Source organism: Sphingomonas sp. 67-41, assembly GCF_001899725.1.
GTDB lineage: Bacteria > Pseudomonadota > Alphaproteobacteria > Sphingomonadales > Sphingomonadaceae > Sphingomonas > Sphingomonas leidyi.
In genome coordinates, this window is the sequence record NZ_MKWJ01000025.1 from 85,824 (window position 1) to 109,988 (window position 24,165).

The following is a 24,165-nucleotide window of genomic DNA, read 5'->3' on the forward strand; positions in this document are numbered from 1 at the left end:
GGGATGACGATGAGTTTTTGCGATGACGGATAAACCCAATCTGCCCGGCTGGCAGGCCCTCGCGGCCAAGGAGGTCAAGGGCAAGGACCTGACCTGGCACACGCCCGAGGGCATCGACGTCAAGCCGCTCTACACGGCGGAAGACACCGCGCATCTCGATCCGGGCCTGCCGGGCTTCGCGCCGTTCACCCGCGGCGTACGGGCCTCGATGTATGCCGGGCGGCCCTGGACGATCCGCCAATATGCCGGCTTCTCGACCGCCGAGGAATCCAACGCCTTCTACCGCCGCAACCTCGCGGCCGGGCAGAAGGGGCTGAGCGTCGCCTTCGACCTCGCCACGCATCGCGGCTATGACAGCGACCATCCGCGCGTCACCGGCGATGTGGGCAAGGCCGGCGTGGCGATCGACAGCGTCGAGGACATGAAGATCCTGTTCGACGGCATCCCGCTCGATCAGATGAGCGTCAGCATGACGATGAACGGCGCGGTGATCCCCGTGCTCGCCTTCTTCATCGTCGCGGGCGAGGAACAGGGCGTCGACAAGAGCCTGCTCGACGGGACCATCCAGAACGACATCCTCAAGGAGTTCATGGTCCGCAACACCTATATCTACCCGCCCGAACCGAGCATGCGGATCATTTCGGACATTTTCGCATATACCAGCGCGAACATGCCGAAATTCAACAGTATTTCGATTTCCGGCTACCATATGCAGGAGGCCGGGGCGACGCAGGTGCAGGAGCTCGCCTTCACCATCGCCGACGGCATGGAATATGTGAAGTACGGCGTCGCCAGCGGCCTGGATATCGACAAGTTCGCGGGGCGTTTGAGCTTCTTCTTCGCAATCGGCATGAACTTCTTCATGGAGATCGCGAAGCTGCGGGCAGCGCGCGTGCTCTGGCACCGGGTGATGACCCGGCTCGAGGCGAAGGACGAGCGCAGCAAGATGCTGCGCACGCACTGCCAGACCAGCGGCGTGTCGCTGACCGAGCAGGATCCCTATAACAACGTCATCCGCACCACGATCGAGGCGATGGCGGCGATGCTGGGCGGCACGCAGAGCCTGCACACCAACGCGCTCGACGAAGCGATCGCGCTGCCCACCGACTTCTCGGCCCGGATCGCGCGCAACACCCAGATCGTCATCCAGGAAGAGACCGGGATGACCAAGGTCGTCGATCCGCTGGGCGGCAGCTATTATATCGAGAGCCTCACCCAGGAGCTGGTCGACAAGGCCTGGGAGATCATCGAGCGGGTCGAGGCCGAGGGCGGCATGGCCAAGGCCGTGGCCGCGGGCTGGCCCAAGGCGATGATCGAGGAGGCGGCGGCGGCAACGGCGGCGCGGATCGACCGCGGCGAGCAGGTGATCGTCGGCGTCAACAAGTACCGCAAGGCCGAGGAAGAGCCGATCGACATCCTCGATGTCGACAACCACGCCGTGCGCGAGGCGCAGATCGCCCGGATCAGGCGGGTCAAGGCGGAACGCGACGAGGCGGCCTGCCAGAAGACGCTGTTCGCGCTTCAGCAAGGCGCCCGGACCAGCGGGAACCTGCTCGAGCTCGCCGTCGATGCGGCGCGCGCCCGCGCCACGCTGGGCGAGATCAGCGCGGCGATGGAAGCGGGCTTCGGCCGCTACGCCACCCAGCCGACGCCGGTGCAGGGCGTCTATGGCGGCGCCTATGCCGACGACGCGGTCTGGGCGCGGCTCAAGGACGGCGTGGACGCCACCGGGCGCCGGCTGGGCCGCAAGCCGCGCATGCTGGTCGCCAAGATGGGGCAGGACGGGCATGATCGCGGCGCCAATCTCGTCTCGTCGGCGTTCGGCGACCTGGGCTTCGAAGTGGTTCCAGGCCCGTTGTTCCAGACCCCGCGGGAAGCCGCCGCGCTGGCAATCGCGAGCGATGTCGACGTGGTCGGCGCCTCCAGCCTCGCCGCCGGGCACAAGACGCTGATCCCCGAGCTGATCCGCGAACTCCAGGATGCGGGCAGGGCGGATATCAAGGTGGTCGCCGGCGGGGTGATTCCGGCGCAGGATTACGAGTTCCTCCGCGAGGCGGGGGTGCAGGCGATCTTCGGGCCGGGCACCAACCTTGTCAAAGCCGCCGAAGAGGTGCTGAGGCTTCTCGGCCACAACATGCCGCCCGTGGAGGAAGCCGCAGAGTGATCCGCAGCGCTGCCCTGGTCCTGCTGGCGTTGTTCTGCCTGGTGCGCCCGGCCGCGGCGCAGGACGCGATGAGTCAAGACCCGATGGTCGAGGCGTCACGGGCTAAGGACAGGGCGGATCGCCGGGAGATCGATCGACGCGTGGCGGCGGGCGAAACCCCAGCCCGGATCATTGCGGCCAAGGCGGCGGCGGGGGACTATCTCGGGCGCTGCCCGGACACGGCTTATGTGGTGAACGAGGATTGCCGTTTTTCCGAAGCGCTTGCGTTGTGGCGCGCGAAGGGTATGGCCAGCGCGCGGGTCGGTCGAGCGCTAGTGCAATGCGGGCAATATTCGCAGGTCGTATTCAATTTCTGCTCGGGTGCGCTGACCATTGCGGTCCAGCATGATCTGGATGCCGAAATCGCTACGATCCGCGCTAAACTGACTGCGGAGGACCGCGAAGAGCAGCGCGCCTGCGACAAGAATGAAGGGCCTTGCGCAATCGCTGGCCATCATGTGGAGGCGCTCGACGCGTTCCATACGACGTGGCTGGCCTATGTGGATGCGCGCTGCTTGTATGAAACGCAGTACTCTATGGGCGGATCGGGCTATGGCGGGTTCAACGCCGGATGCTGGCTGCAACTTGCCGCGGCGCACATGGAACAACTGGAGAAGCCGCTTGAAAGCTGAAGTGCGTACCGACTGGACCCGTGAAGAGATCGCCGCGCTGTTCGATCTGCCGTTCACCGAACTGGTATTCCGCGCCGCCGAGGTGCATCGCGCCAATCACGCCGCCAACGAAGTCCAGCTCTCGACGCTGCTCAGCATCAAGACCGGAGGCTGCCCGGAGGATTGCGGCTATTGCAGCCAGTCGGTCTCGGCCGAGACCGGGCTGAAGGCGACCAAGCTGATGGACGTGCGCCAGGTGCTCCAGGCGGCGGCGCAGGCCAAGGATCATGGTTCGTCGCGCTTCTGCATGGGGGCCGCCTGGCGCAACCCCAAGGATCGCGACATGCCCGCCATCGTGGAGATGGTGCAGGGCGTCCGCGCCATGGGCATGGAGACCTGCATGACGCTGGGGATGCTCAGCGAAAAGCAGGCGCGGATGCTCGCCGATGCCGGGCTCGATTACTACAACCACAATATCGATACGTCGCCCGAGCGCTATGCCGAGGTGATCACCACGCGCAGCTTCGAGGATCGGCTCGATACGCTCGAGCATGTCCGCGAGGCTGGGATCAACGTGTGCTGCGGCGGCATCGTCGGCATGGGCGAGACCCGGCCGGACCGCGTCGGCTTCATCCATGCGCTGGCCACGCTGCCGGTGCACCCGGGAAGCGTGCCGGTCAATGCGCTGGTGCCGATCAAGGGCACGGTGCTCGGCAACATGCTGGCGGACACGCCGCTGGCGCAGATCGACGATATCGAGTTCGTGCGAACCGTCGCGGTGGCGCGGATCACCATGCCGGAGAGCATGGTGCGGTTGAGCGCGGGCCGCGAGAGCATGAGCGATGCGACGCAGGCGCTGTGCTTCCTGGCTGGCGCCAATTCGATCTTCACCGGCGACAAGCTGCTCACCGCGGGCAATGCCGGCGACGACAAGGACGCTGCGCTGTTCGCGCGGCTGGGCGTGAAGCCGATGCAGGCAGAGGTGAAGGTGGAGCTGGAGGCGGCGGAGTGAACCCATGGCTCGGCCTGCTGGCCGGTTTGTTCATAATCGCGGCGTCGGCGCTCGGATTCTGGCTGGGCGTACGCATGATGCGGAGCGCCGGCTGGCATTTCGAGGCGCGAGGGTCTGGGCGAGACCGGGCCTTGCGCGCAATTCTTGCTTTGACCGCGGTCTGGACCGGCGCGTGGGTTGCCGGATTTCGCTTTGGCGAGCCGCTCGAATGGTTCACGCCGATCCTCGGCTCCGGCATCGTTCTGGTGGTGATCTTTTTCGGATTTAAGAGGGCCTGATGTTCAAGAAGATCCTGGTCGCCAATCGCGGCGAGATCGCGTGCCGCGTGATGCGCACCGCCAAGAAGATGGGGATCGCCACGGTGGCGGTCTATTCGGATGCTGATGCGCGCGCGCCGCACGTGCTGATGGCGGACGAGGCGGTGCGGCTCGGGCCGGCGCCGGCGGCGGAGAGCTATCTCAAGGCCGAGTTGATCCTGCTCGCCGCGCAGCAGACCGGGGCGGACTGCATCCATCCCGGCTATGGGTTCCTCTCCGAGCGCGAGAGCTTCGCCAGGGCCTGTGCCGAGGCCGGGATCGCCTTTGTCGGGCCCCCGCCCAAAGCCATTGCGGCAATGGGAGACAAGATCGAGTCCAAGAAGCTCGCCAAGGCGGCGGGCGTGAACGTCGTGCCGGGCTTTGTCGGGGTGATCGAGGATACCGAGCATGCCGTGCGCATCTCGAACGAGATCGGCTATCCGGTGATGATGAAGGCCTCGGCCGGCGGCGGCGGCAAGGGCATGCGGCTGGCCTGGAGCGAGACCGATGTGCGCGAAGGCTTCGAGGCGACGAAGCGCGAAGGCCTGGCGAGCTTCGGCGACGATCGGGTGTTCATCGAGAAATTCATCGAAAGCCCGCGCCATATCGAGATCCAGGTGCTGGGCGACCAGCATGGCAACATCGTCTATCTGGGCGAGCGCGAATGCTCGATCCAGCGCCGCCACCAGAAAGTGGTCGAGGAGGCGCCGTCGCCCTTCGTCTCGCCGGAGATGCGCAGGGCGATGGGGGAGCAGGCCGTCGCGCTGGCGCGGGCCGTGGGCTATTTCAGCGCCGGCACGGTCGAGCTGATCGTCTCGGGCGCCGACAAGAGCGGCGCGGGATTCTACTTCCTCGAGATGAACACGCGGCTCCAGGTGGAGCATCCCGTGACCGAGGCGGTGACCGGCATCGACCTGGTCGAACAGATGATCCGCGTCGCGGCCGGCGAGAAGCTGGCCTTCGCCCAAGACGATGTGAAGCTCACCGGCTGGGCGATCGAGAACCGCGTCTATGCCGAGGATCCCTATCGCGGCTTCCTGCCCTCCACGGGCCGGCTGGTGCGCTATCGTCCGCCGGCGAGCGAGGAGACGCCTTATGGCGGCCCGGGCACCCATGGCGACCATGGCTATGTCCGGGTCGATGACGGCGTGACCGAGGGCAGCGAGATCTCGATGTTCTACGATCCGATGATCGCCAAGCTGATCACCTGGGGCGAGACGCGCGACGAGGCGGCGGACCTGCAGGTGGCGGCGCTCGACCGGTTCCGGATCGACGGGATCGGCCACAATATCGATTTCCTCTCGGCGCTGATGCAGCATCCGCGCTTCCGCTCGGGCGCGATCACCACCGGGTTCATCGCGGAGGAATATCCCGAGGGCTTCCATGGTGCGCCCGCGTCGGATGCGCTGAAGCGCAGGCTGGCGGTGATCGCCGCGGCGATCGACTTGCAACGCGCCGAGCGGGCGGCCTGCATCTCCGGCCAGCTCGCGGCGCACCAGCCGATCCCGGGCGAACGGGTGGTGACGCTCGGCGGCGAACGGTTCGCGATCTCGGCCGATGCCGGCCGGCTTTTCCTCGACGGCGTGGAAGTGGCGTTCGACAGCGACTGGCGGCTCGGCGACATCCAGCTCGATGCCGAGATCGATGGCGCGGTGCTCAGCGTCGCGGTGGATCGCAAGGGCGCGGCATGGCGGCTGACGGCGCATGGCGCATCGCACCTGGTCGAAGTCCATCCGCCGCATGTCGCGCAATATCGGCACCATATGATCGAGAAGGTCCCGCCCGACATGAGCCGGTTCCTGCTCGCGCCGATGCCGGGTCTGCTCACGCGGCTCCATGTCGCGCCCGGCGACAAGGTGGAGGCCGGCCAGCCGCTTGCCGTGGTGGAAGCGATGAAGATGGAGAACATCCTGCGCGCCGAGCGGGCGGGGGTGGTGAAGGCGGCGAATTTCGGGCCCGGCGACAGCCTGGCCGTGGACGCGGCGATCCTCGAGTTCGAATGACGAGCCAACCGGGTCGGGCGACGCCGCGGAACCAAACGCAGCGCCGCCCTTGTCCGGGTTGGGCACAAAGACTCCTCCGGGATGGCGGGGTCTTAGCCGCCCGAAGGGTTGCAGCAGCCTTTGCTAAAGGCCCGGACGGCGACGAAATGCGGGCGGGACCGGGGGCGCGGCAATTTGGCTGCGACGAACATGCCGCTTCGCGCGACCGGCTCGTTCGGGCAGGGGCCTGCGGTGCGGCGCTATTCCGGTCCCGACATTGCCGTCCGCACCGCGCGGACGATCGCCTCGGCCATGATCGCGGACGTCTCGGCGCCTTCGCCTGCCGTGGCGCGGGACGGATAGCCGAAATAGGCCTGGGGCCCGCCGGCCTCGCTGAAGGTGCTGGCGCCGGCGGCGAATGCAGTGACGAGGCTGGCCGGATTGTCGGCGAGCGCGGCGCGCGCGGGCTCGTCCACCAGATCGGGCCGATCGGCGAGGACCAGGCTGGTCTCGAACTGGCCGGCATGGCAGGCGCCCGACACGAACTCCTCGGTCAGTTCCGCCGCCAGCGCGCGCCGGGTGAAATCGGGATAGGCCAGAGGAAGTCCCAGCGCCACGACTTCCGCGGCCAATCCCCGCAGCATCGCGACATTGGCCGGATCGAAATGGCTGTTCGCCAGCGCCAGGCAAGCGAAACCCTGTGCCTTGAGGCTGGCGGCAATATCCAGGATCGCCGCCCGCGCCGTGGCTTCGCCGATCGAGATGGTGCCGGGGAATTCGGCGGCATAATGGGCGGGGGCATAAGCGAGGGCGGGCAGCACGAAACCGTGCATGCCCTGGCCTTCGAGCAGCGCGGCCGCGCGCCGCGCCATGCCTTCGGAGATGATCACGTCGGTGCACAGCGGCAGATGCGGCCCATGTGCCTCCACGGCGCCGAGCGGCAGGATCGCCACCACCGGCACGCCGCTCGCCAGTGCCGCCCGCACGCGCGTCCAGGGTTGGTCGCCGAGCATCATCGCCAGATCTCCCGCAGCTTCTTGCGGTCCATCTTGTCGCGGTCGTTCCGGGGAAGGGGATCGGGCGAGAAGAAGACGCGGTGCGGCACCTTGTAATGGGCAAGGCGCGCCCGCGCAAAGCCCAGCAGATCCGCCTGCAGCGCCTCGCTCGCCGGCGCATCTTCCCGCGGCACGATGACTACCACCGGTTTCTCCAGGCCATTGGCATCGGCACGGCCGAACACACAGCATTCGAGCACGGCGGGGTGCTCGCTCAGGCATCCCTCCACTTCGAGCGGGCTGACATAGATGCCGCCGCTCTTGATCATGTCGTCGCCGCGGCCCTCATAATACCAATAGCCCTCGGGATCGCGCCGGAAGAGATCGCCGCTGACGATCGCGCCGCCGCCCAGGTGGCGCTTCGACTTGGCATAGTCGCCATGATAGTAGAGCGCTGCGGAATCCCCGCGGATGCGCAGCACTCCGATCTCGCCGCCGGCGATCGGCATGCCGGCATCGTCGAGCAGATCGGCCGCATAGCCGGGCACCAGCTTGCCGAGGCTGCCGGGGCGGATGTCGCCGGGGCGGTTGCTGATATAGATGTGGAAGCTCTCGGCGCTGCCGATCCCGTCGATGATCGGTACGCCGAAACGGGCATTCCAGCGCTCGTGGAGCTCGCGCGGCAATGCCTCGCCGGCGCTCCACATCATCCGGATGCTCGACAGGTCCGGCGCGCGCGCCTCCGCCTCCAGCATCTTGTTGATGAGCGTGGGCACGTTGGTGAGCACCGTCGGGCGATGGCGCTCGATCAGCGCGAAGAGATTGTCCGGCGTCGGCTGCTCGCGGAACAGGATCGCGGTGGCGCCCACCGCGAAGGGGAACATCAGGTTGGTGCCGGTGGCATAGCCGAAATAGAGCCGCGGGCCCGACAGGGTGATGTCGTTCTCCGTCATGCCGATGAAGCGCCTGGCATAGACTTCGGTGTTGTAGGCGAAGTGGAAATGGCAATGGACGGCACCCTTGCTCTGCCCGGTGGTGCCGCTGGTGAAGAGCCATACCGCCGGATCGTCCTTGCGCGTCGGCCAGGGCGGCGGCGCGGCGGGGGTGGAGGCGGCGATCCAGGCGTCGAAGCCGGGAAGGCCGGGCGCCTCGCCGACCAGGATCACCGCGTTCGGATCCCGGCAGTGGCGGGCCTGCGCGCGCGCCGCCTGGAATGCCTCCAGGCTCGTCTCGTCGATGAAGGCGAATTGCGGCTTCACATAGCCGAGATAATAGGAATAGTCGGCGGCCGGCAGCATGGGGTTGATCTGGGTGACGACCGCGCCCGCCTTGAGCGCGCCGAACCAGGCATAGACGAATTCGGGGCAGTCGCGCATGCACAACAGCACGCGCTGCTCGGGCAGCAGGCCCGATGCGAGGAGCCGCTCGGCGACCTGCGTCACCCTGGCGGCCACTTCGTCATAAGTGATCGCCTGGCCCTCGAACAGCAGGGCGGTCTTCGACCCGCGCCCGGCGGCTATGTTCGCGAACACGAAATAGTCGGCCATGTTGAAGCTGTCGGGAAAGACCGGTGTCTCGTCCGTCGTCACGCCTGTCGTCATTCTCTCCGCGTCCATCCTGTGGCCATCGTCATCGATGTGCCGGAACTGCCCGGATCATTGGGAAGCCGGCGGCTCTCGTCAATCGCGCTGACCTGGCATAGGATCGCGCCGTCACTTCCCGGCCGGCGCAACCTGCCTTTCTGGCAGGCAACGGCGGGGACACGTCTCGTTCATTCCGCGGCGTCCACAGGCGCCGCCAGTATCAACGGGAGTTTGAAATGATTTTCTCGCATCGGGCCGGTCGGGCCGCGATTGGCCTCCTTGCCCTGGCTTCGGCGGGCGCAACCGCCGCGGTGGCCGCACCCGCGCCGCAACGAGCCGGCACGGCCGCCCTGGCCGCCCATCATTGGGATCTGGTGGCATGGAGCGGGCGGAAGCTTCCGGAGGGGAGGCCGCTCCGGCTGGACTTCGACGCCGGCCGCCACAGCTTCTCCGCGGACACGGGATGCAATCGCGCCGGCGGTGCCTATCGGGTGAAGGGCCGGACGATCCGGTTCGGCGACGGCAAGGGCGGATTCGCAAGCACCCTGATGGCATGTCCCGAGCCCGGGATGGCGACCGAGCGCGCCTATGTCGCCATCCTCGGGGCCGTCCGCTCCTATCGGATCGACGGCGACCGCCTCGTCCTGCGGACCGCGAGGGGCGCCACGCTGACCTATCGCGCCGCGCACAAGCCGGCCGCCAACGCGCCGCGCAAGTTCCTCTACGTCTCGGCCGAGACCAAGCCGTGCATGGGCGTTGCGCCGATGACCTGCCTCCAGGTGCGCACCAAGGAAAGCGATCCCTGGCAGCTCCATTATGGCGGCATCGTCGGCTTCGAACCGCAGCCGGGGATCGAGTATCGCATCCGGATCATCGAGGAGAATCTCGCCAATCCGCCGGCGGATGCGTCCTCGATCCGCTGGACTCTCGATCAGGTGGTCGAGCAGCGGGTAATCAAGCGCCGATAGGGCATGGCCCGCACCCTTGCCTCGCCGGCGAGGGTGCGGTCATCGCGGCAGCGGCACGCCCGGGTCGGGCGCATGCCAGCCGCCGCCGATCGCCTGGACCAGCGAGACGGCGGCGACCTGCCGGTTGACGACGGCGAGGATATCCGTGTTGCGTGCCGCCAGCGCGGTGTTCTGCGCGACGATCACGCTCGAATAGGCGACGGTGCCCGCGCCATATTGGTTGCGCGCGATACGCTCGGCCGCATTGGCGGCGGTGGCGGCGGCCGCACGCTCGGTCGCGACGGTATCGAGCACGCGCACGGCGGCGAGCTGGTCCTCCACCTGCTGAAAGGCAGTGAGCACGGCCTGGCGATAGCTCGCCACCGTCTGGGCATATTGCGCGCGCGCCTGATCCACCTTGGCCGTACGCGCGCCGAAATCGAGCAGCGTCAGCGCGCCGGTGAGCCCCAGCGACCAGGCACTGCTCGCCACCCCGAACAACGCGCCCAGCGCCGAGGATTGCTGCCCGATCTGGCCGGTGAGCCCGATCGTCGGGAAGAAGGCGGCGCGCTGGACGCCGATATTGGCATTGGCCGCCGCCACGCCGCGCTCGGCCGAGGCGATGTCGGGCCGGCGTTCGAGCAGTTCGGCGGGCAGGATGGCGGGAACTTCGGGCACCGCGCGGTTCCAGGTCGCGGCCGGCGCGATCGAGAAGCTCGATGGATTTTCCCCCACCAGCACCGCGATCGCATGTTCGAGCAGCGCGCGCTGGCGCACCAGGTCGGCGGCATCGCCGCGTGCGTTGCGCAGGGCGGTCTCCGCCTGCAGCACGTCCGCGCGCGCTGATACGCCGGCATTGTAGAGGTTGGTCGTGATGGTCAGCGCGCGCTCATAGTCCACCACCGTGGCGTCGAGCGCGGCCTTCTGCGCCTCGATGCCGCGCAGCTGGACATAGTCGAGCGCCAGCTCGGCCTGGGCCGAGAGCGTGGCATTGGCGAGATCGGCTGCGCTCGCCTGCGCCTGTGCCCGCGCCTGCGACACGGTATTGCCGATCTTGCCCCAGAGGTCCGGCTCCCAGCTGGCCTGGAGGCCGAGCTGGATCGAGCCCGCGGGCTTGATGCTGCTGTTCGCCGCCAGGCCCCCGCTATCGTTCGCATTGGTTTGCAGGCTGACCGTGGGGAGCGCGGCGGCGCGCTGCTCGCGCACCAGCGCCCGGGCCGCGTCATAGGTGGCCTTGGCCGCCGCGAGATTCTGGTTGGAGACGATCACCCGCCGCTCGAGATCGTCGAGCACGGGATCGCCGAACATCGTCCACCATTCGCCCTTGGCCAGGGCATCCGAAGGGGTGGCGGGGCGCCAGCCCGGCGCTTCCTTGAAGCTGGCGGGGACGGTGGCGATGCCCGGCCGCGCATAGGGGGGGGCCAGGTTGCACCCGGAGAGCAGCGCCGCGGCGAGCGCGGGCATGGCGAGCAGGGGGCGGGTTCGGGTCATGCGGGCTCCAGTCCGGGCTCGTCCGGGCCATGGCGCGCGAGCAGGCGTTCGTGCGGGCTGCGGCGGCGGAACCGGTCGAGGGCGAGGAACACCACCGGCGTGGTGAACAGGGTGAGGAATTGCGCGGCGACCAGCCCGCCGACGATCGCGACGCCCAGCGGCTGGCGCAGCTCGGCCCCTTCGCCGAAGCCGATCGCCAGCGGCAGCGCGCCGAGCGCCGCCGCGAGCGTGGTCATCACGATCGGACGGAAGCGCTGCAGCGCCGCCTCGCGGATCGCGTCGACAGGGGCGAGGCCGCGGCCGCGCTCGGCGTCCAGCGCGAAGTCGATGATCAGGATCGCGTTCTTCTTGACGATGCCGATCAGCAGGATGATCGCGATAAGCCCGATCACGTCGAGCTGCATCCCCGCCAGCATCAGCGCCACGACGGCGCCGACGCCTGCCGAGGGAATGGTCGAGAGGATGGTGATCGGATGGATCGCGCTCTCGTAGAGGATGCCGAGCACCAGATAGATGGCGACGAGCGCGGCGAGGATCAGTAGCGGCATCGATCCCATGGACTGCTGGAGCAGCTGGGCATTGCCCGCAAAGCCGCCATGCACGGTGGCGGGCAGCCCGGCGCCGCGCTGGATGGCGATGAGTCGCTCCGCCGCCTGGCCGAGCGTGACGCCGTTGGGCAGGTTGAACGACACCGTGGCCGAAGGCTCGCCGCCCTGATGGTTCACCACCGCCGGCGTCGAATTGTTCTGCCAGCGCGCAATGGTGGAGATCGGCACGATGGTTGCGGGGGTGGTGTTCACTGCGTTGCCGGTCGAGGCGTCGCGGCCGGCGCCGGTGGTGGATACCGGCGCGGAGCCGGTCGCCGCCGCGCTGCTGCCTCCGGCAGGCACATAGGTGCCGTTCAGCGCCTCGGGCGAGGTGCTGAACTCGGGCGCGACGCCCAGCACGACATGATATTGGTTGAGCCCCGAATAGAGCGTCACTGCCTGGCGCTGGCCAAAGGCGTCGTACAGGGCGTTGTCGATCGCCTGGTTGGTGATCCCCAGCCGCGCCGCGGCGACGCGGTCGACCGTGAGATAGGTCTCCGACCCGCCGTCCTGCTGGTCGATATCGACATCGGTGAAGGTCTGGGGCTCGCGCTTCATCAGGTCGACGAGCTTGGTGCCCGCCGCGCGCAGCGTGACGGGGTCGTTGGCCTGCAGCGTGTACTGATAGCTGCTGTTCGCGCTGCGCCCGCCGGTCTGCAGGTCCTGCACGGGATTGAGGAAGGCCGTGACGCCGGTGATGCGGCCGAGCTGGGGGCGCAGCCGGTTGATCACGGTGCGAGCCGGATCGCGCTTGCCCTGCTTCAGCATGATGAACAGGAACGCGCCGCCCGTACGCGATCCGCCGGTAAAGGCCACGACATCGGCCACCGCCGGATCGCGTTTCACCATGCCCACGATCTGAACGAGACGGGACTGCACCGCGGAAAAGGACATGCTCTGGTCGACATGCACGCCGCCCATCAGCGAGCCGGTATCCTGTTCGGGGAACAGGCCCTTGGGCGCCTGGACGATCAGCGCCACGTTGAGCGCCACCGTCGCGGCGAGCAGCGCCAGCGTGATGCCGCGATGCGCCAGGGCGCGGTCCAGCCCGTGGGAGTAGCGCGTGCGCACATGCTCGAAGCCGCGCTCGAACCATTGCGCGAAGCGCGGCGTGCGCTCCTCGCCGCGCAGCAGCAGCGCGGCGAGCATCGGGGTGGCGGTGAGCGAGATCACCAGGCTGATCGCGACCGCCACCGACATGGTCACCGCGAACTCGCGGAACAGCCGCCCGACCACCCCGCCCATGAACAGCAGCGGGATGAACACCGCGATCAGGCTCGCCGAGATCGAGAGCACGGTGAAGCCGACTTCGCGGGCGCCGGTGAGCGCCGCCTGCACCGGCTTCATCCCGCGCTCGATATGGCGGGCGATGTTCTCCACGACGACGATGGCGTCGTCGACGACGAAGCCGGTCGCCACGGTGAGCGCCATCAGCGAGAGGTTGTTGAGCGAGAAGCCCAGCATGTAGATCACCGCCACCGTGCCGAGCAGTGAAGTGAGCACCGCCATGGCGGGCACCAGCGTGGCGCGCAGCGAGCGCAGGAACAGGCTCACCACTCCCACCACCAGCAGCGTGGCGATCAGCAAGGTGATCTCCACTTCGCGCAGCGAGGCGCGGATCGTGGTGGTACGATCGCTGGCCAGGTGCAGCTTCACATCGGCGGGGATCGATGCCTGGAGCCGGGGGAGGGCCGCCTTCACGGCGTTCACCGTCGCGACGATGTTGGCGCCCGGCTGGCGGGTGATCACCACCATCACCGCGCGCTGGCCGTTGAACAGGCCCATGGTGCGCACGTCCTCGGGCCCGTCATGGACATTGGCGATGTCCTCGAGCCGCACCAGCGTTCCGTTGCGGCTGGCGACGGGCAGGTCGCGGAAATCCTCGGCGCGCACGCCTGGGGTGTCGGCATAGATCTGCCAGGCCAGCCCGGCTCCCTCGATCAGGCCGCGCGGGCGGTTGGCGGCGCTGGCCGACAGGGCGGCGCGCACATCCTCCAGCGGGATGCCGTAGCGCGCCACCGCGAGCGGATTGACGTCGACCCGCACCGAAGGGAGCGCCGCGCCGCCCAGCTCGACATCGCCCACGCCCTCTACCTGGAGCAGCCGCTGCTGCACGATCGCCGAGACCGTGTCGAAGATCTCGGCCGGGCTGCGCCGGTCCGAAGTGAGCGCCAGGATCATGATCGGCGCGTCGGCGGGATTGACCTTGCGATAGGTGGGGTTGGTGCGCAGCGTCGAGGGCAGGTCGGCACGCGCCGCGTTGATCGCCGCCTGCACGTCGCGCGCGGCGCCGTCGATGTCGCGGCCAAGGTCGAACTGCAGCGTGATCCGCGTCGATCCGGTGGAGGAGGCGGACGTCATCTGCGTCACCCCCGCGATCGTGCCCAGCCGCTTCTCCAGCGGAGCGGCGACGCTGGAGGCCATGTTCGACGGGCTGGCGCCGCTCAGCGTGGCGGTGACGCTGATCGTCGGCAGGTCGATCTGCGGCAGGGGAGATACCGGGATCGAGAGCGTCGCCGCCACGCCGGCCAGCATCAGCCCCAGCGTCAGCAGCAGCGTGCCGACCGGCCGGCGGATGAAGGGGGCGGAGAGGTTCATGCCGCCGCCGGAGCCTCCGCAGGCGGCGGGCGCCGCCCGAAACGGGCTCCCAGCCGCTCGAATGCCAGGAAGATCACCGGCGTGGTGAACAGGGTGAGCAGCTGGCTGACGATCAGGCCGCCGGCGATGGCGAGGCCGAGCGGCTGGCGCAGCTCGGAGCCCATGCCGGATCCGAAGATCATCGGCAGCGCGGCGAACAGCGCAGCGAAGGTGGTCATCAGGATCGGGCGGAAGCGCAGCCGGGCCGCCTGGCGGATCGCGGCATCGGCCTCCATCCCTTCCTCGCGCTGGGCCCGGATCGCGAAGTCGATCATCATGATCGCGTTCTTCTTGACGATGCCGATCAGCAGCACGATGCCGATGATCCCGATCACGCCCAGCCCTTCGCCCGACAGGATCAGCGCGAGCAGCGCGCCGACTGCGGCGGCGGGCAGGGTGGAGAGGATGGTCAGCGGGTGGATGAAGCTCTCATAGAGCACGCCCAGCACGATATAGACGATCACCACCGCCGCCAGGATCAGCCAGAATTCGTTGCCGAGCGAGCTGCGGAACGCCTCCGCAGCGCCCTGGAAATGGGTATCGAGCGACGTGGGCACGCCGATCCTGGCCTCCACCCGCGCGACGGCGTCCACCGCGGCGCCCAGCGAGACGCCCGGCGCCGGATCGAAGCCGATCGTCGCGGCCGGGAACTGGCCGACACGGGTGATGAGCAGCGGCGCGGTGCCCTTGTCGAAGCGCGCCACGGTGCCGAGCGGGACCGAGCTGCCGCTCGATGTGGGGACATAGAGGCTGTTCAGCGCATCCGGCGAGGTGAGCATGCCCGGCTGGCTCTCCAGGATCACGCGATACTGGCTGGCGGCGGTGAAGATCGTCGAGACGATCCGCTGGCCGAACGCGTCGTAGAGTGCGCTGTCGATCGTCGAGGCGCTGATCCCCAGCCGCCCGGCGCTCTCGCGGTCGATGATGACCGTCACCGCGCGGCCCTGGTCGAGCACGTCGGACGTGACGTTGGCGAGCGCCGGCTCGCGGCGCAGAGCGGCGGTCAGCCGCTGCGCCCATTGGTTCACTTGCGCCTGGTTCGCACCCTGGAGCGCGAAGCGGTAGCGCGTCGGCCCGCCCTCCGAATCGATGGTGAGGTCCTGGACCGGACGGAAATAGACCTGCACGCCGGGAATGCCGCGGGCGCGCTCCGCCAGCCGCTCGAGCAGCGCGGCCTGGCTGCCGCGCTCGGACTGGGGCTTGAGGTTGATCAGCATCCGCCCCTGGTTGAGCGACGGATTGACGCCATCCACGCCGACATTGCCGCTCAGGCTGTCCACGTCCGGATCGCGCAGCACCGCGTCGGCCACCTGGGTCTGGATCGCCTGCATCCGTGCGAACGATGCTTCCTGCGGGCCGATCACCACGGCCTGGAGCTGGCCGGTATCCTGTTCGGGGAACAGCCCCTTCGGAATGGCGAAGGCGAGCAGGGCAGTGAGCGCCAGCGTGCCGGCGAAGAGCAGCAGCACCAGCCGCTGGCGCTCGAGTACCCAGGCGAGGCCGCGGGCATAGCCGTGCGCCACCCGGTCGAACGTCGCGAGCGACCAGCGGACCGGCGCGATCAGCCGCTCCTCCGATTCGCGCCGCAGCCAGCGGCCCGAGAGCATCGGCACCAGGGTGAGCGCGACGCCGGCCGAGATCACGATCGTCACCGACAATGTCACCGCGAATTCGCGGAAGAGCCGGCCGACCACGTCCCCCATGAACAGCAGCGGCACCAGCGCGGCGATCAGGCTGACGGTGAGCGAAACGATGGTGAAGCCGATCTCGCCTGATCCCTTGAGCGCGGCCTGGAGCGGCGTGTCGCCTTCCTCGATATGGCGCTGGATGTTCTCGATGACGACGATCGCGTCGTCGACGACGAAGCCCGCGGCGATCGTCATCGCCATCAGCGTGAGATTGTTGATCGAATAGCCGAGCTGATACATCGCGGCAAAGGCGCCGACGAGCGATAGCGGCACGGCGAGGCTGGCGACGAAGGTGGCGCGCGGGCTGCCCAGGAACAGGAACATCGCCAGCGTCACCAGCACGACCGCGAAGGCCAGCTCCATCTGCACGTCCGCCACCGAGGCACGGATGCCGGCGGTGCGATCGGTGAGCAGCGTCACATGGACGTCGGGCGGAAGCTGCGCCTCGAGCCCGGGCAAGGTCGCCTTGATCGCGTCCACCGTGGCGATCACGTTGGCGCCGGGCTGGCGCTGGACGTCGACGATCACCGCCGGCGTGCGGTTCATCCAGGCGGCGAGGCGCACATTCTCGGTGGAATCGACCACGTTGGCGACGTCGCTCAGCTTGACCGGCGCATTGTTGCGCCAGGAGACGATCAGGTCGCGATATTCCTGTGCGGTGCCGAGCTGGTCGTTGCCGTCGATCGACCAGGAGCGCGTGGGGCCGTCGAAGCTGCCCTTGGCGGCATTGGCGTTGGCGGCGGCGATTGCCGTGCGCAGCGTCTCGCTCGAGAGCCCGTACGATGCCAGCGCCTGGACATTGGCCTGGATGCGCACCGCGGGCCGCTGGCCGCCCGAGAGCGTGACCAGGCCGACCCCGCTCATCTGGGCGATCTTGGCGGCAAGGCGCTGGTCGGCCAGGTCCTCGATCTGGGCCAGGGTGCGGGTGCGCGAGGTGAGGCCGAGCGTCACGATCGGCGCGTCGGCGGGATTGACCTTGGCGTAGATGGGCGGGGCGGGCAGGTCCGATGGGAGCAGTGTGCCCGCCGCGTTGATCGCCGCCTGCACTTCCTGCTCCGCCACGTCGAGCGACAGGTCGAGCTTGAACTGGAGCGTGATGACCGAGGCGCCGGCGGAGGATTGCGACGACATCCGCGCCAGCCCCGCCATCTGGCCGAACTGGCGCTCGAGCGGACTGGTGACGGTGAGCGCCATCACGTCCGGGCTGGCGCCGGGATAGAGGGTGCGCACCTCGATCGTCGGGTAATCGACTTCGGGCAGCGCCGACAGCGGCAGCACCCGATAGGCGACCAGCCCGGCGAGCAGCACCGCCACCGCCAGCAGCGTGGTCGCCACCGGCCGCAGGATGAAGACGTGCCAGGGGCCCGCCCGCTCGACTGGGCCGGGCTGTTCGTCCGCGCTCACTGGTCCGCGCCGTGCCGGTGCCTGTGCCCGCCGCCGGGCTGGCCGGTGCCCCCGCTGCCGCCGCCAGCACCCTGCTTGCCCGGCAGCGAGACGCGGGCGCCGTCATCCAGGGTATCGGCGCCGTCGGTTACCACCGCCGCGCCTTGGGGGAGCCCGCTCGCCACGATGATGCTGGTGCCGTCGCTCGGCCCCAGCTTCACCAGGGTGAGCTTCACGGTGCGATCGGGCTGGATCACGAAGACGAAATCGCCATTCGCGCCGTGCCGCACCGAGTTGACGGGCACGGCGAGCCCCTGGTGCACGGTGCCGATCTCGGCCGAGACATTGACGAACTGGCTGGGGAAGAGCGCGCCGCCGCCATTGCCGAAGCGCGCCTTCGCCTTCACCGTGCCGCTGGTCGGGTCGATCTGGTTGTCGAGCGTCAGGAAGCGGCCCTGGGCGAGCGTGGTGGCCCCCGTGGAATCGGTGGCGCTGACGGGCATGTCGCCGCCGCTGGCCAGCCGCGCCTGCAGCGTCGCGATCTGGTTCTGCGGCAGGGAGAAGGTCACGTCGATCGGGTCGATCTGGGTGATCACTGCGAGCCCGGTGGTGTCCGAGGGCGTCACGTAATTGCCGATATCGACCTGGCGCAGGCCGATCCGTCCACTCACCGGCGCGCGGATCGAGGTATAGGCGAGGTTGAGCGCGGCCGTGCCGATCGCCGCGCGGTCGGCGCCGATCGTGCCGTCGAGCTGCTTGAGCGTCGCCGCCTGGGTCTCGACCTGCTGGCGTGCGATCGAATCCTGGGCAAGCAGTCCCTGGTAGCGCTTCAGATCGGTCGCCGCCATGTCGCGCTGGGCGAGGTCGCGGGCAAGGTTGGCGCGCGCCTGGGCCAGGGCGAGCTTGTAGGGGCGGGGGTCGATCTGGGCGATCAGCTGCCCCTTCGTCACCATCTGCCCTTCGGTGAAGTGCAGGCTGAACAGCGTGCCGGCGATCTGGGTGCGCACCGTGGCGGTGGTCAGCGGCTGGACGGTGCCGATCGCCGCCAGCCGGATCGGCATATCGATCCGCCCGACATGCGCGACGCCGACCGTGATCGGCTGGCCCGCGCCGCGGTGCCGCCCGCCCGAACTGCCTTCGCGGGAGGCGCTCCATCGCCAGGCAGCGAAAATGACCAGGAGAAGGACAAGGACGATGCCGATGGCGCGCCAGCGGGGCGAGGTCAGCTTGAAGCCTGTCACCAGCGCACCTTTCGTGCTGTCAGGTTGTTCCGGGGATATTAGACGCGCAATGCAACTGCGGGTCTAGGTGCAAATATGTATCAAAATTGGGAAGGTTCGGAAGCTGTTCGGATGTTGATTTTCCGGCAATTTCCTCCGGATCGGAACTATTCCGTCGGCGATTATGTCGCAATTTTTCTCGCGGCGCGGGGCGTGCATGCCATTTGCCGACACATGGGGCGCCCGGAGAAACCGAACGTGCCGGCCGGGCGGTGCGCAGGACGTAAATTACGCTATTCGCCATGACCCGCGCTCGCGTGGAAATTCGCGCGTTCGCGAGCGCCATGGCGAGCAGTGTCGACAGAAGGACCCCCGTGCGGCGCGACGATCGTCCGGGTGCTAACTATCCTGATAATACGGATTTTGCCGAGGTCGCGAATCGACGATAGTTTAATCCGCCTTGTAATAATCTGCCGCTTGCCGAGAGAAATTCTCGTGGAACCTCAATAGCGAGGTAAGGTAAATGGCGATCGATACTGGCAAGATTTTCGTTCCCGCCCGCCGGACTGCCCGTCTGTGCGTTGTGGCAAGCGCGCTGGTGGCTGCTCCGCCGGCATTTTCCTCCACGCAGGGTACGCTGGGCGCCACTTCGACGGGTTCGGTCAGCATCACCGCAAGCGTCGCGAACCGCGCGCAGATCACCGGCCTGACGGACATATCCTTCTCGGCCGTCGATCCGGCCACCGCCGCGACCAGCGCGCAGAGCGACTGCGTGTGGAGCAACACGGCGACCAAGGGATACAGCATCACCGCGACCGGCAGCGGCACCAGCGGGGCGTTCACGCTCGCCAACGGCTCGCTGACCGTGCCCTATTCGGTGCAATGGGCGGCGAGCACCGGGCAGACCAGCGGCAGCGCGCTGACCGCGGGAACCGCGCTCGGGGGGCTGACCACGACCGCCGCCAACCCGACCTGCAGCACCGGCGCAGCGACGACTTCGAGCCTCATCGTCTCGATCTCCGCGCCGAACCTGCAGGGGATGGAGGCGGGAGTCAGCTATACGGGCACGCTGACCCTGCTGGTGACGCCGCAATAGCCCCCGGGCGATCAGGAAGGGTTCGGCCATGCAGGGTCGCTCCCATTCCCGATCCACGGCGGCGGGGGTGCTCGCAACGCTCCTCCTGGCGGCGATGCCGGTGCCGGCCTTCGCCCAGAACGTGCAGATAACCCAGCTGAGCGACGTGTCGTTCGGCGCGATCACGAATGTCGGCATCGATCAGGTCCGGAGCCAGTCGGTGTGCGCCTATAGCGGGCTGCTGGGCGGCCGCTATTCGCTGACGGCGACCGGTTCCGGCGCCGGCGGCGCGTTCACGCTCTCCAACGGGGCGAGCGTGCTTCCCTATGAAGTCCAGTGGAACACCTCCGCCGGGCAGAGCTCGGGCACCAATCTCGTATCGGGCGCGGCACTGACCGGGCAGACGGTGCTGTTGAGCTGCCCGCTTCTTCAGGTCACCAATTCGAGCCTCATCATCATCCTGCGCGGTGCCGCGCTGACCACGGCCACCGCCGGGAATTATAGCGGCACGCTCACGATCATGCTCGCGGCGAACTGATGCGGATGCGCCGCGCGATCGGCGTTGCGCTGCTCTCGCTGCTTGCCGCGGCGGGCATCGGTGCCATTCCCTCGGCGGCGGCGCAGGGCAACCGGCAGGCCGGCGGCGTCGAGGGGCGCGCGCCCTCGCCGGCAGATCCGGCCAGGCCCGTGATGGTGACGGCCGCGATGCCGAGCGACTTCGCCGACCTCGCCCAGGCGCAGAGGCTCGTCGCCGATGTCTTCTTCGGCGGCGTCCGGATCGGGCAGTTCGACATCGAGGCGAAGCCCGGAGAGGTTCGCTTCGCCCGCCCCGAAAGCGTCGTCGCGGCGATACCGAATGTCGCCGATGCCGGGGCCGTCACGCATGCCCTGACCGGCGCGCTGGATGCGAACGCCCGGTTCCTGTGCGCGGACACGTCCAGCCCTTGCGAGACTCCGCACCCCGAAGCGGCCGCGATCGTGTTCGATCCGCGGCGCTTCCGCATCGACCTCTATCTGAACGCGAATCTGCTGGCGATCCGTGCGGCGACCGTCGATCGCTTCCTCCAGCCCTATAGCAAGGGCCTCTCGTTCGTCGACGTCGTGGGCGGCGCCATCGCGGGCGGCGACGGGCAGGCGGTCAATTACAACATCTATAACCGCGCGATCATCGGCGCTGGAAATACCCGCTTGATTTCAGAGGCTTCGGTTTCGTCGGGGCGGGGCCTCGACGTCGATACGCTCGCGGTTCAGCGCGACAGCCCCGGCACGCGGTACAGCGGGGGGCTGTTCTACGCGCCCGGCGCCGATCTGGTCGGGCGCAGGCGCATTCTCGGCGTCGGCATCGCTTCCCAGTTCGACACGCGTGCCGATCGGATGCAGCTGTTCGGCAGCCCGCTCGTCGTCTTCCTCGGCCAGCGATCGCGCGTGGATATCTATGTCGAGGGCCGCCTGGTGAGCTCCCAGAGCTTCGAGGCCGGCAACCAGACGCTCGACACCGCCGCACTTCCGGACGGCTCCTATCCGGTCGAGCTCCGCGTTCAGGAGGCGAGCGGGGCGACGCGCACCGAGCGGCGCTTCTTCACCAAGAGCACTGCCATCGCCCCGGTCGGGCATCTTGCCTTCTTCGCCAATGCGGGCCTGCTGGCCGTGGATCGCAAGGACAAGTGGCTGTCGGTCTCGCACGTGCCCCTGCTGACGGCGGGGCTGGCGGGGCGCGCCGGCCCCACCATCGCCTGGGACGCGACCGTGATGCTGACCGATCGCAAGGCGCTGAGCGAAGTCGGCGTGACCTATCTCGCGCCCAATTTCCAGACTCGCCTCGCGGTACTGGGCTCGAGCGCGGGCGACTATGGCATTGTCGGGCAGGCCGGTTCGACGACGGGCGGCGCGTTCGGCTATAATTTCGACCTGCGCTATGTTCACAGCCGCGATCGGGCACCGTTGATCCCGCTCGCCGACTATGTCTATGACAATTTCTCGTCGCCTAACCCTGTTATCCAAGGTTTTCAGGGGGCTAGCGCAAGCTTTGCCCAAGCGATCGGAAATATCTCCTACTATGTCGGCGGCGGGCAGATCGGCGTCAGCGCCTATCTGCGGCATGACGAAGGACGCCCCACATCCTATGCGATCGGCCCATCGGTGCGATGGACGGTATTGCGGCGACGGCAGTTCCAGCTGACCTTCAACGGCACATATGCCGCGACGAACCATGGGAAATCCGTGGCATTTAGCCTTCAGTTTCAAGTATTTCGTCCAAGATCCTCATTCAGTGTGCAAACTGGTTTCCAAACCGGCCTCGGCGAGCGGCAGCGGCGGCTCGACGATGTCGAGGAAGTGTCGGCCTCGATCCATCGCAGCGGCGTTCTGGGCGGCGAATTCGATGCAGCGGGCACCGTCCAGCATAGCGGCGACGGCACGGTGCTCCAGGCTTCCGCCAGCGAGCGCAATGCCACGGGCTTCGCCTCGGCGAGCGTGGTCCACCGGATCGGGGGCACGGGCAGCGCCAGCCAATATGCCCTGACCGCACAGACTTCGCTCGCCGCGGGCGGAGGGATCTTCCACATCGGCGCGCGCGACCAGAATGACAGCGTGATCAGCGTGCGGGTGCGCGGCACTGCCCGCAACGCGCGCTTCGTGGTGCTGGTCGATGACGCGCCCCGCGGCGAACTCGCCGCCGGCGAGCATCTGAACCTGGCGGTCACGCCCTATCGGCGTTACAAGGTCAGGATCCGTCCGGCCGGCAGCGAACTGGTCAGTTTCGACGCGCAGACCCGATCGGTCGACGTCTATCCGGGGACCGTCGCGGTGCTGGACTGGAAGGCGAACGCGGTCCTGGCGATGTTCGGGCGGCTGACCTGGCCCGATGGCAGCCCGGTCGCCAATGCCGATATCGTCACGGACGGGGCCATCGCCGCGAGCGACATGCGGGGCTATTTCCAGTTGCAGGCGCCGGGCGATGCGCAAATCGTCGTGCACGCAACCGACGGCCGGACATGCCGGGCGAAGCTCAGCGCGAAACCATCGCAGAACGAATATTCCGCAATCGGAGACGTCCCATGCAGACCCTGACGCGTTTTCTCACCAGCACGCGCATCCTTGCGGCCGCAGCGTCCATCGGGCTCCTCGCCCTGCCTGCCAGGGCGGGGATCGTGCTCAGCCAGGCCGTGGTCGATATCCTGCCCTCGGGTGCGATCGCGCAGGACATCGACATATGGAACGACGGGACCGAAGTCTCCTATGTGACGGTCGAGCCCGCCGAGATCGTGTCTCCCGGCCACCCGGGCGAAACCAGGACGCCGATCACCGATCCTGGCGCGGGCGGGTTGCTCGTCACCCCGCAACGGCTGATCCTCCAGCCAGGCGAGCACAAGCTCATCCGCATCGCGGCGATCGTGCCGCGCGGGGCGACGGACCGGATCTACCGCGTCGCCGTCAAGCCGGTCGCGGGGCCCGTCAGTGCGCCGGTCACCGCGCTGAAGCTGCTGATAGGCTATGACGTGCTCGTCATCTATCGTCCCGCGCAGCCGACGGTGAAAGTCGTCGGGGAGCGTAACGGCAACGTGCTGACCCTCCGCAATGCCGGCAACAGCAATGTCGAGATCTATGAAGGAAAGCAGTGCGATCCCGCGCGTCCGGCAGTGTGCGTGACGCTGCCTGCGAAGCGGCTCTATGCCGGGCAGGTCTGGCAGCAGACGCTGACCATGGCCGGTCCGGTCGACTATCGGATCGCGCAGGGGCCGCAGAGCATGCAGCAGCGGTTCTGAACGGGAACCCGGGGCGTGCAGGATGGCAGGCGCGGCATATTTCAGCCGCTGGTGACCCCTACGAGAATCGAACTCGTGTTTTCGCCGTGAGAGGGCGACGTCCTGACCGCTAGACGAAGGGGCCGTTAGCGCTGCGGAAGCGGGCAATTACGGGGCAGCTGCATGCCCGTCAAGCGCCTTCCGGGGGCAGGGGCAATTTTATTTCGCGATCGGTGGCCTCACCCCGCGACCGGCAGGCGCAGCGCGCCGTCCGGCTCGTAATGCACTTCGCTGTACGCCGTCACCGCGACCAGCGGCAGCCGGGCATAGAGGTGCGGGAACAGCTGGCCGCCACGCGAGGGCTCCCAGCGCACCGCATCGCCCATGGCCTCCAGATCGACGGCGGCAAGCCACAGGCCGGCCTGGCCGGCGAAATGCTTGCCCAGCGTCTCCTCCACCTGCGCAGCGGTGGAGAGGTGGATATAGCCGTCCGCCAGGTCGATGGGCGCGCCCTCGAACACGCCTTCATGCTCCAGGACGTGCATCTGATCCGCAGTAAGGATCTTGTAGGCGATATTGTCGGCCATGGCGTTTCCTGAGCCTTGCTGCGCCCCGGCAAAGGCCGGGACCCGGTCTCGACGCAGCGAGTGAGGTGCGTCAACCTCTCGAGCGACATTGCAACCGGACCCCGGCCTTCGCCGGGGCGCAGTCA

At 68.0% G+C, this 24,165-nt stretch carries 17 protein-coding genes and 1 tRNA gene; 10 read left to right on the top strand and 8 right to left on the bottom strand.

All coding sequences use genetic code 11. The features are described from left to right. Positions 1 to 22 precede the first annotated feature (22 nt). Genes scpA through BGP17_RS18670 form a run of 5 tightly spaced genes read left to right on the top strand, consistent with a single transcriptional unit; the run spans position 23 to position 6,125 of the window. Positions 23 to 2,164 carry a methylmalonyl-CoA mutase gene (gene scpA, locus BGP17_RS18650; RefSeq protein ID WP_286713110.1) on the top strand — a complete coding sequence of 714 codons (2,142 nt, stop codon included), beginning with the start codon at positions 23 to 25 and terminating at the stop codon, positions 2,162 to 2,164. After that, the gene (locus BGP17_RS18655; RefSeq protein ID WP_286713112.1) at positions 2,161 to 2,835 is read left to right on the top strand and encodes a lysozyme inhibitor LprI family protein; all 675 of its coding nucleotides are present in this window, start codon (positions 2,161 to 2,163) and stop codon (positions 2,833 to 2,835) included. Before scpA ends, BGP17_RS18655 begins: the two co-directional genes overlap by 4 nt. After that, on the top strand, positions 2,825 to 3,826 hold the full coding sequence (bioB, locus tag BGP17_RS18660) for a biotin synthase BioB (RefSeq protein WP_167298759.1): 1,002 nt from the start codon (positions 2,825 to 2,827) through the stop codon (positions 3,824 to 3,826). Before BGP17_RS18655 ends, bioB begins: the two co-directional genes overlap by 11 nt. Further along, entirely contained in the window at positions 3,823 to 4,104 is a 282-nt protein-coding gene (locus BGP17_RS18665; protein WP_286713114.1) for a hypothetical protein, read from the top strand. Before bioB ends, BGP17_RS18665 begins: the two co-directional genes overlap by 4 nt. Beyond that, positions 4,104 to 6,125 (top strand): acetyl-CoA carboxylase biotin carboxylase subunit, encoded by a 2,022-nt coding sequence (locus BGP17_RS18670; protein ID WP_286713116.1) that lies wholly within the window; start codon positions 4,104 to 4,106, stop codon positions 6,123 to 6,125. The genes BGP17_RS18665 and BGP17_RS18670 overlap by 1 nt, the downstream gene beginning before the upstream one ends. A gap of 239 nt (positions 6,126 to 6,364) precedes the next feature. Here the strand turns inward: BGP17_RS18670 and BGP17_RS18675 are convergent, their stop codons facing one another. Both BGP17_RS18675 and BGP17_RS18680 read right to left on the bottom strand, forming a co-directional pair. After that, positions 6,365 to 7,117, bottom strand: coding sequence for a creatininase family protein (locus BGP17_RS18675; RefSeq protein ID WP_286713118.1), 753 nt, complete (start codon positions 7,115 to 7,117; stop codon positions 6,365 to 6,367). After that, positions 7,117 to 8,700, bottom strand: coding sequence for a benzoate-CoA ligase family protein (locus BGP17_RS18680; protein ID WP_167298762.1), 1,584 nt, complete (start codon positions 8,698 to 8,700; stop codon positions 7,117 to 7,119). The genes BGP17_RS18675 and BGP17_RS18680 overlap by 1 nt, the downstream gene beginning before the upstream one ends. A 218-nt stretch (positions 8,701 to 8,918) precedes the next feature. On the opposite strand from BGP17_RS18680, the gene BGP17_RS18685 reads away from it, so the two are divergent. Then, entirely contained in the window at positions 8,919 to 9,650 is a 732-nt protein-coding gene (locus BGP17_RS18685) for an META and DUF4377 domain-containing protein (protein ID WP_286713121.1), read from the top strand. Positions 9,651 to 9,689: 39 nt separating this feature from the next. On the opposite strand, the gene BGP17_RS18690 is transcribed toward BGP17_RS18685, so the two are convergent. The 4 genes from BGP17_RS18690 to BGP17_RS18705 are packed head-to-tail and all read right to left on the bottom strand — an operon-like array spanning position 9,690 to position 18,656. Next, positions 9,690 to 11,120 (bottom strand): efflux transporter outer membrane subunit, encoded by a 1,431-nt coding sequence (locus tag BGP17_RS18690; protein WP_286713123.1) that lies wholly within the window; start codon positions 11,118 to 11,120, stop codon positions 9,690 to 9,692. Next, entirely contained in the window at positions 11,117 to 14,305 is a 3,189-nt protein-coding gene (locus BGP17_RS18695; protein WP_286713125.1) for an efflux RND transporter permease subunit, read from the bottom strand. The genes BGP17_RS18690 and BGP17_RS18695 overlap by 4 nt, the downstream gene beginning before the upstream one ends. Then, positions 14,302 to 17,436 (bottom strand): efflux RND transporter permease subunit, encoded by a 3,135-nt coding sequence (locus BGP17_RS18700; protein WP_167298766.1) that lies wholly within the window; start codon positions 17,434 to 17,436, stop codon positions 14,302 to 14,304. The genes BGP17_RS18695 and BGP17_RS18700 overlap by 4 nt, the downstream gene beginning before the upstream one ends. After that, complete coding sequence (locus BGP17_RS18705) at positions 17,433 to 18,656, bottom strand: efflux RND transporter periplasmic adaptor subunit (RefSeq protein WP_286713127.1); 1,224 nt, start codon at positions 18,654 to 18,656, stop codon at positions 17,433 to 17,435. The genes BGP17_RS18700 and BGP17_RS18705 overlap by 4 nt, the downstream gene beginning before the upstream one ends. Before the next feature lie 502 nt (positions 18,657 to 19,158). Between BGP17_RS18705 and BGP17_RS18710 the strand changes: the two genes are divergently transcribed. The 4 genes from BGP17_RS18710 to BGP17_RS18725 all read left to right on the top strand — a co-directional run bounded on the left by BGP17_RS18710 (position 19,159) and on the right by BGP17_RS18725 (position 23,474). Continuing rightward, positions 19,159 to 19,731, top strand: a complete 573-nt coding sequence (locus tag BGP17_RS18710; protein ID WP_167298767.1) for a hypothetical protein — start codon at positions 19,159 to 19,161, stop codon at positions 19,729 to 19,731. Between the two features lie 67 nt (positions 19,732 to 19,798). Further along, positions 19,799 to 20,248, top strand: coding sequence for a hypothetical protein (locus tag BGP17_RS18715; RefSeq protein WP_286713129.1), 450 nt, complete (start codon positions 19,799 to 19,801; stop codon positions 20,246 to 20,248). Between the two features lie 5 nt (positions 20,249 to 20,253). Continuing rightward, a complete protein-coding gene (locus tag BGP17_RS18720; RefSeq protein ID WP_286713130.1) occupies positions 20,254 to 22,779 on the top strand; it encodes a TcfC E-set like domain-containing protein in 2,526 nt (841 codons plus the stop codon). Continuing rightward, positions 22,767 to 23,474, top strand: coding sequence for a fimbrial biogenesis chaperone (locus BGP17_RS18725; protein ID WP_167298770.1), 708 nt, complete (start codon positions 22,767 to 22,769; stop codon positions 23,472 to 23,474). The genes BGP17_RS18720 and BGP17_RS18725 overlap by 13 nt, the downstream gene beginning before the upstream one ends. Before the next feature lie 49 nt (positions 23,475 to 23,523). Here BGP17_RS18725 and BGP17_RS18730 read toward each other — a convergent pair. Both BGP17_RS18730 and BGP17_RS18735 read right to left on the bottom strand, forming a co-directional pair. Beyond that, a tRNA-Glu gene (locus tag BGP17_RS18730) sits at positions 23,524 to 23,598 on the bottom strand. Between the two features lie 94 nt (positions 23,599 to 23,692). Then, positions 23,693 to 24,040, bottom strand: coding sequence for a DUF952 domain-containing protein (locus tag BGP17_RS18735; protein ID WP_286713131.1), 348 nt, complete (start codon positions 24,038 to 24,040; stop codon positions 23,693 to 23,695). Positions 24,041 to 24,165 lie beyond the last annotated feature (125 nt).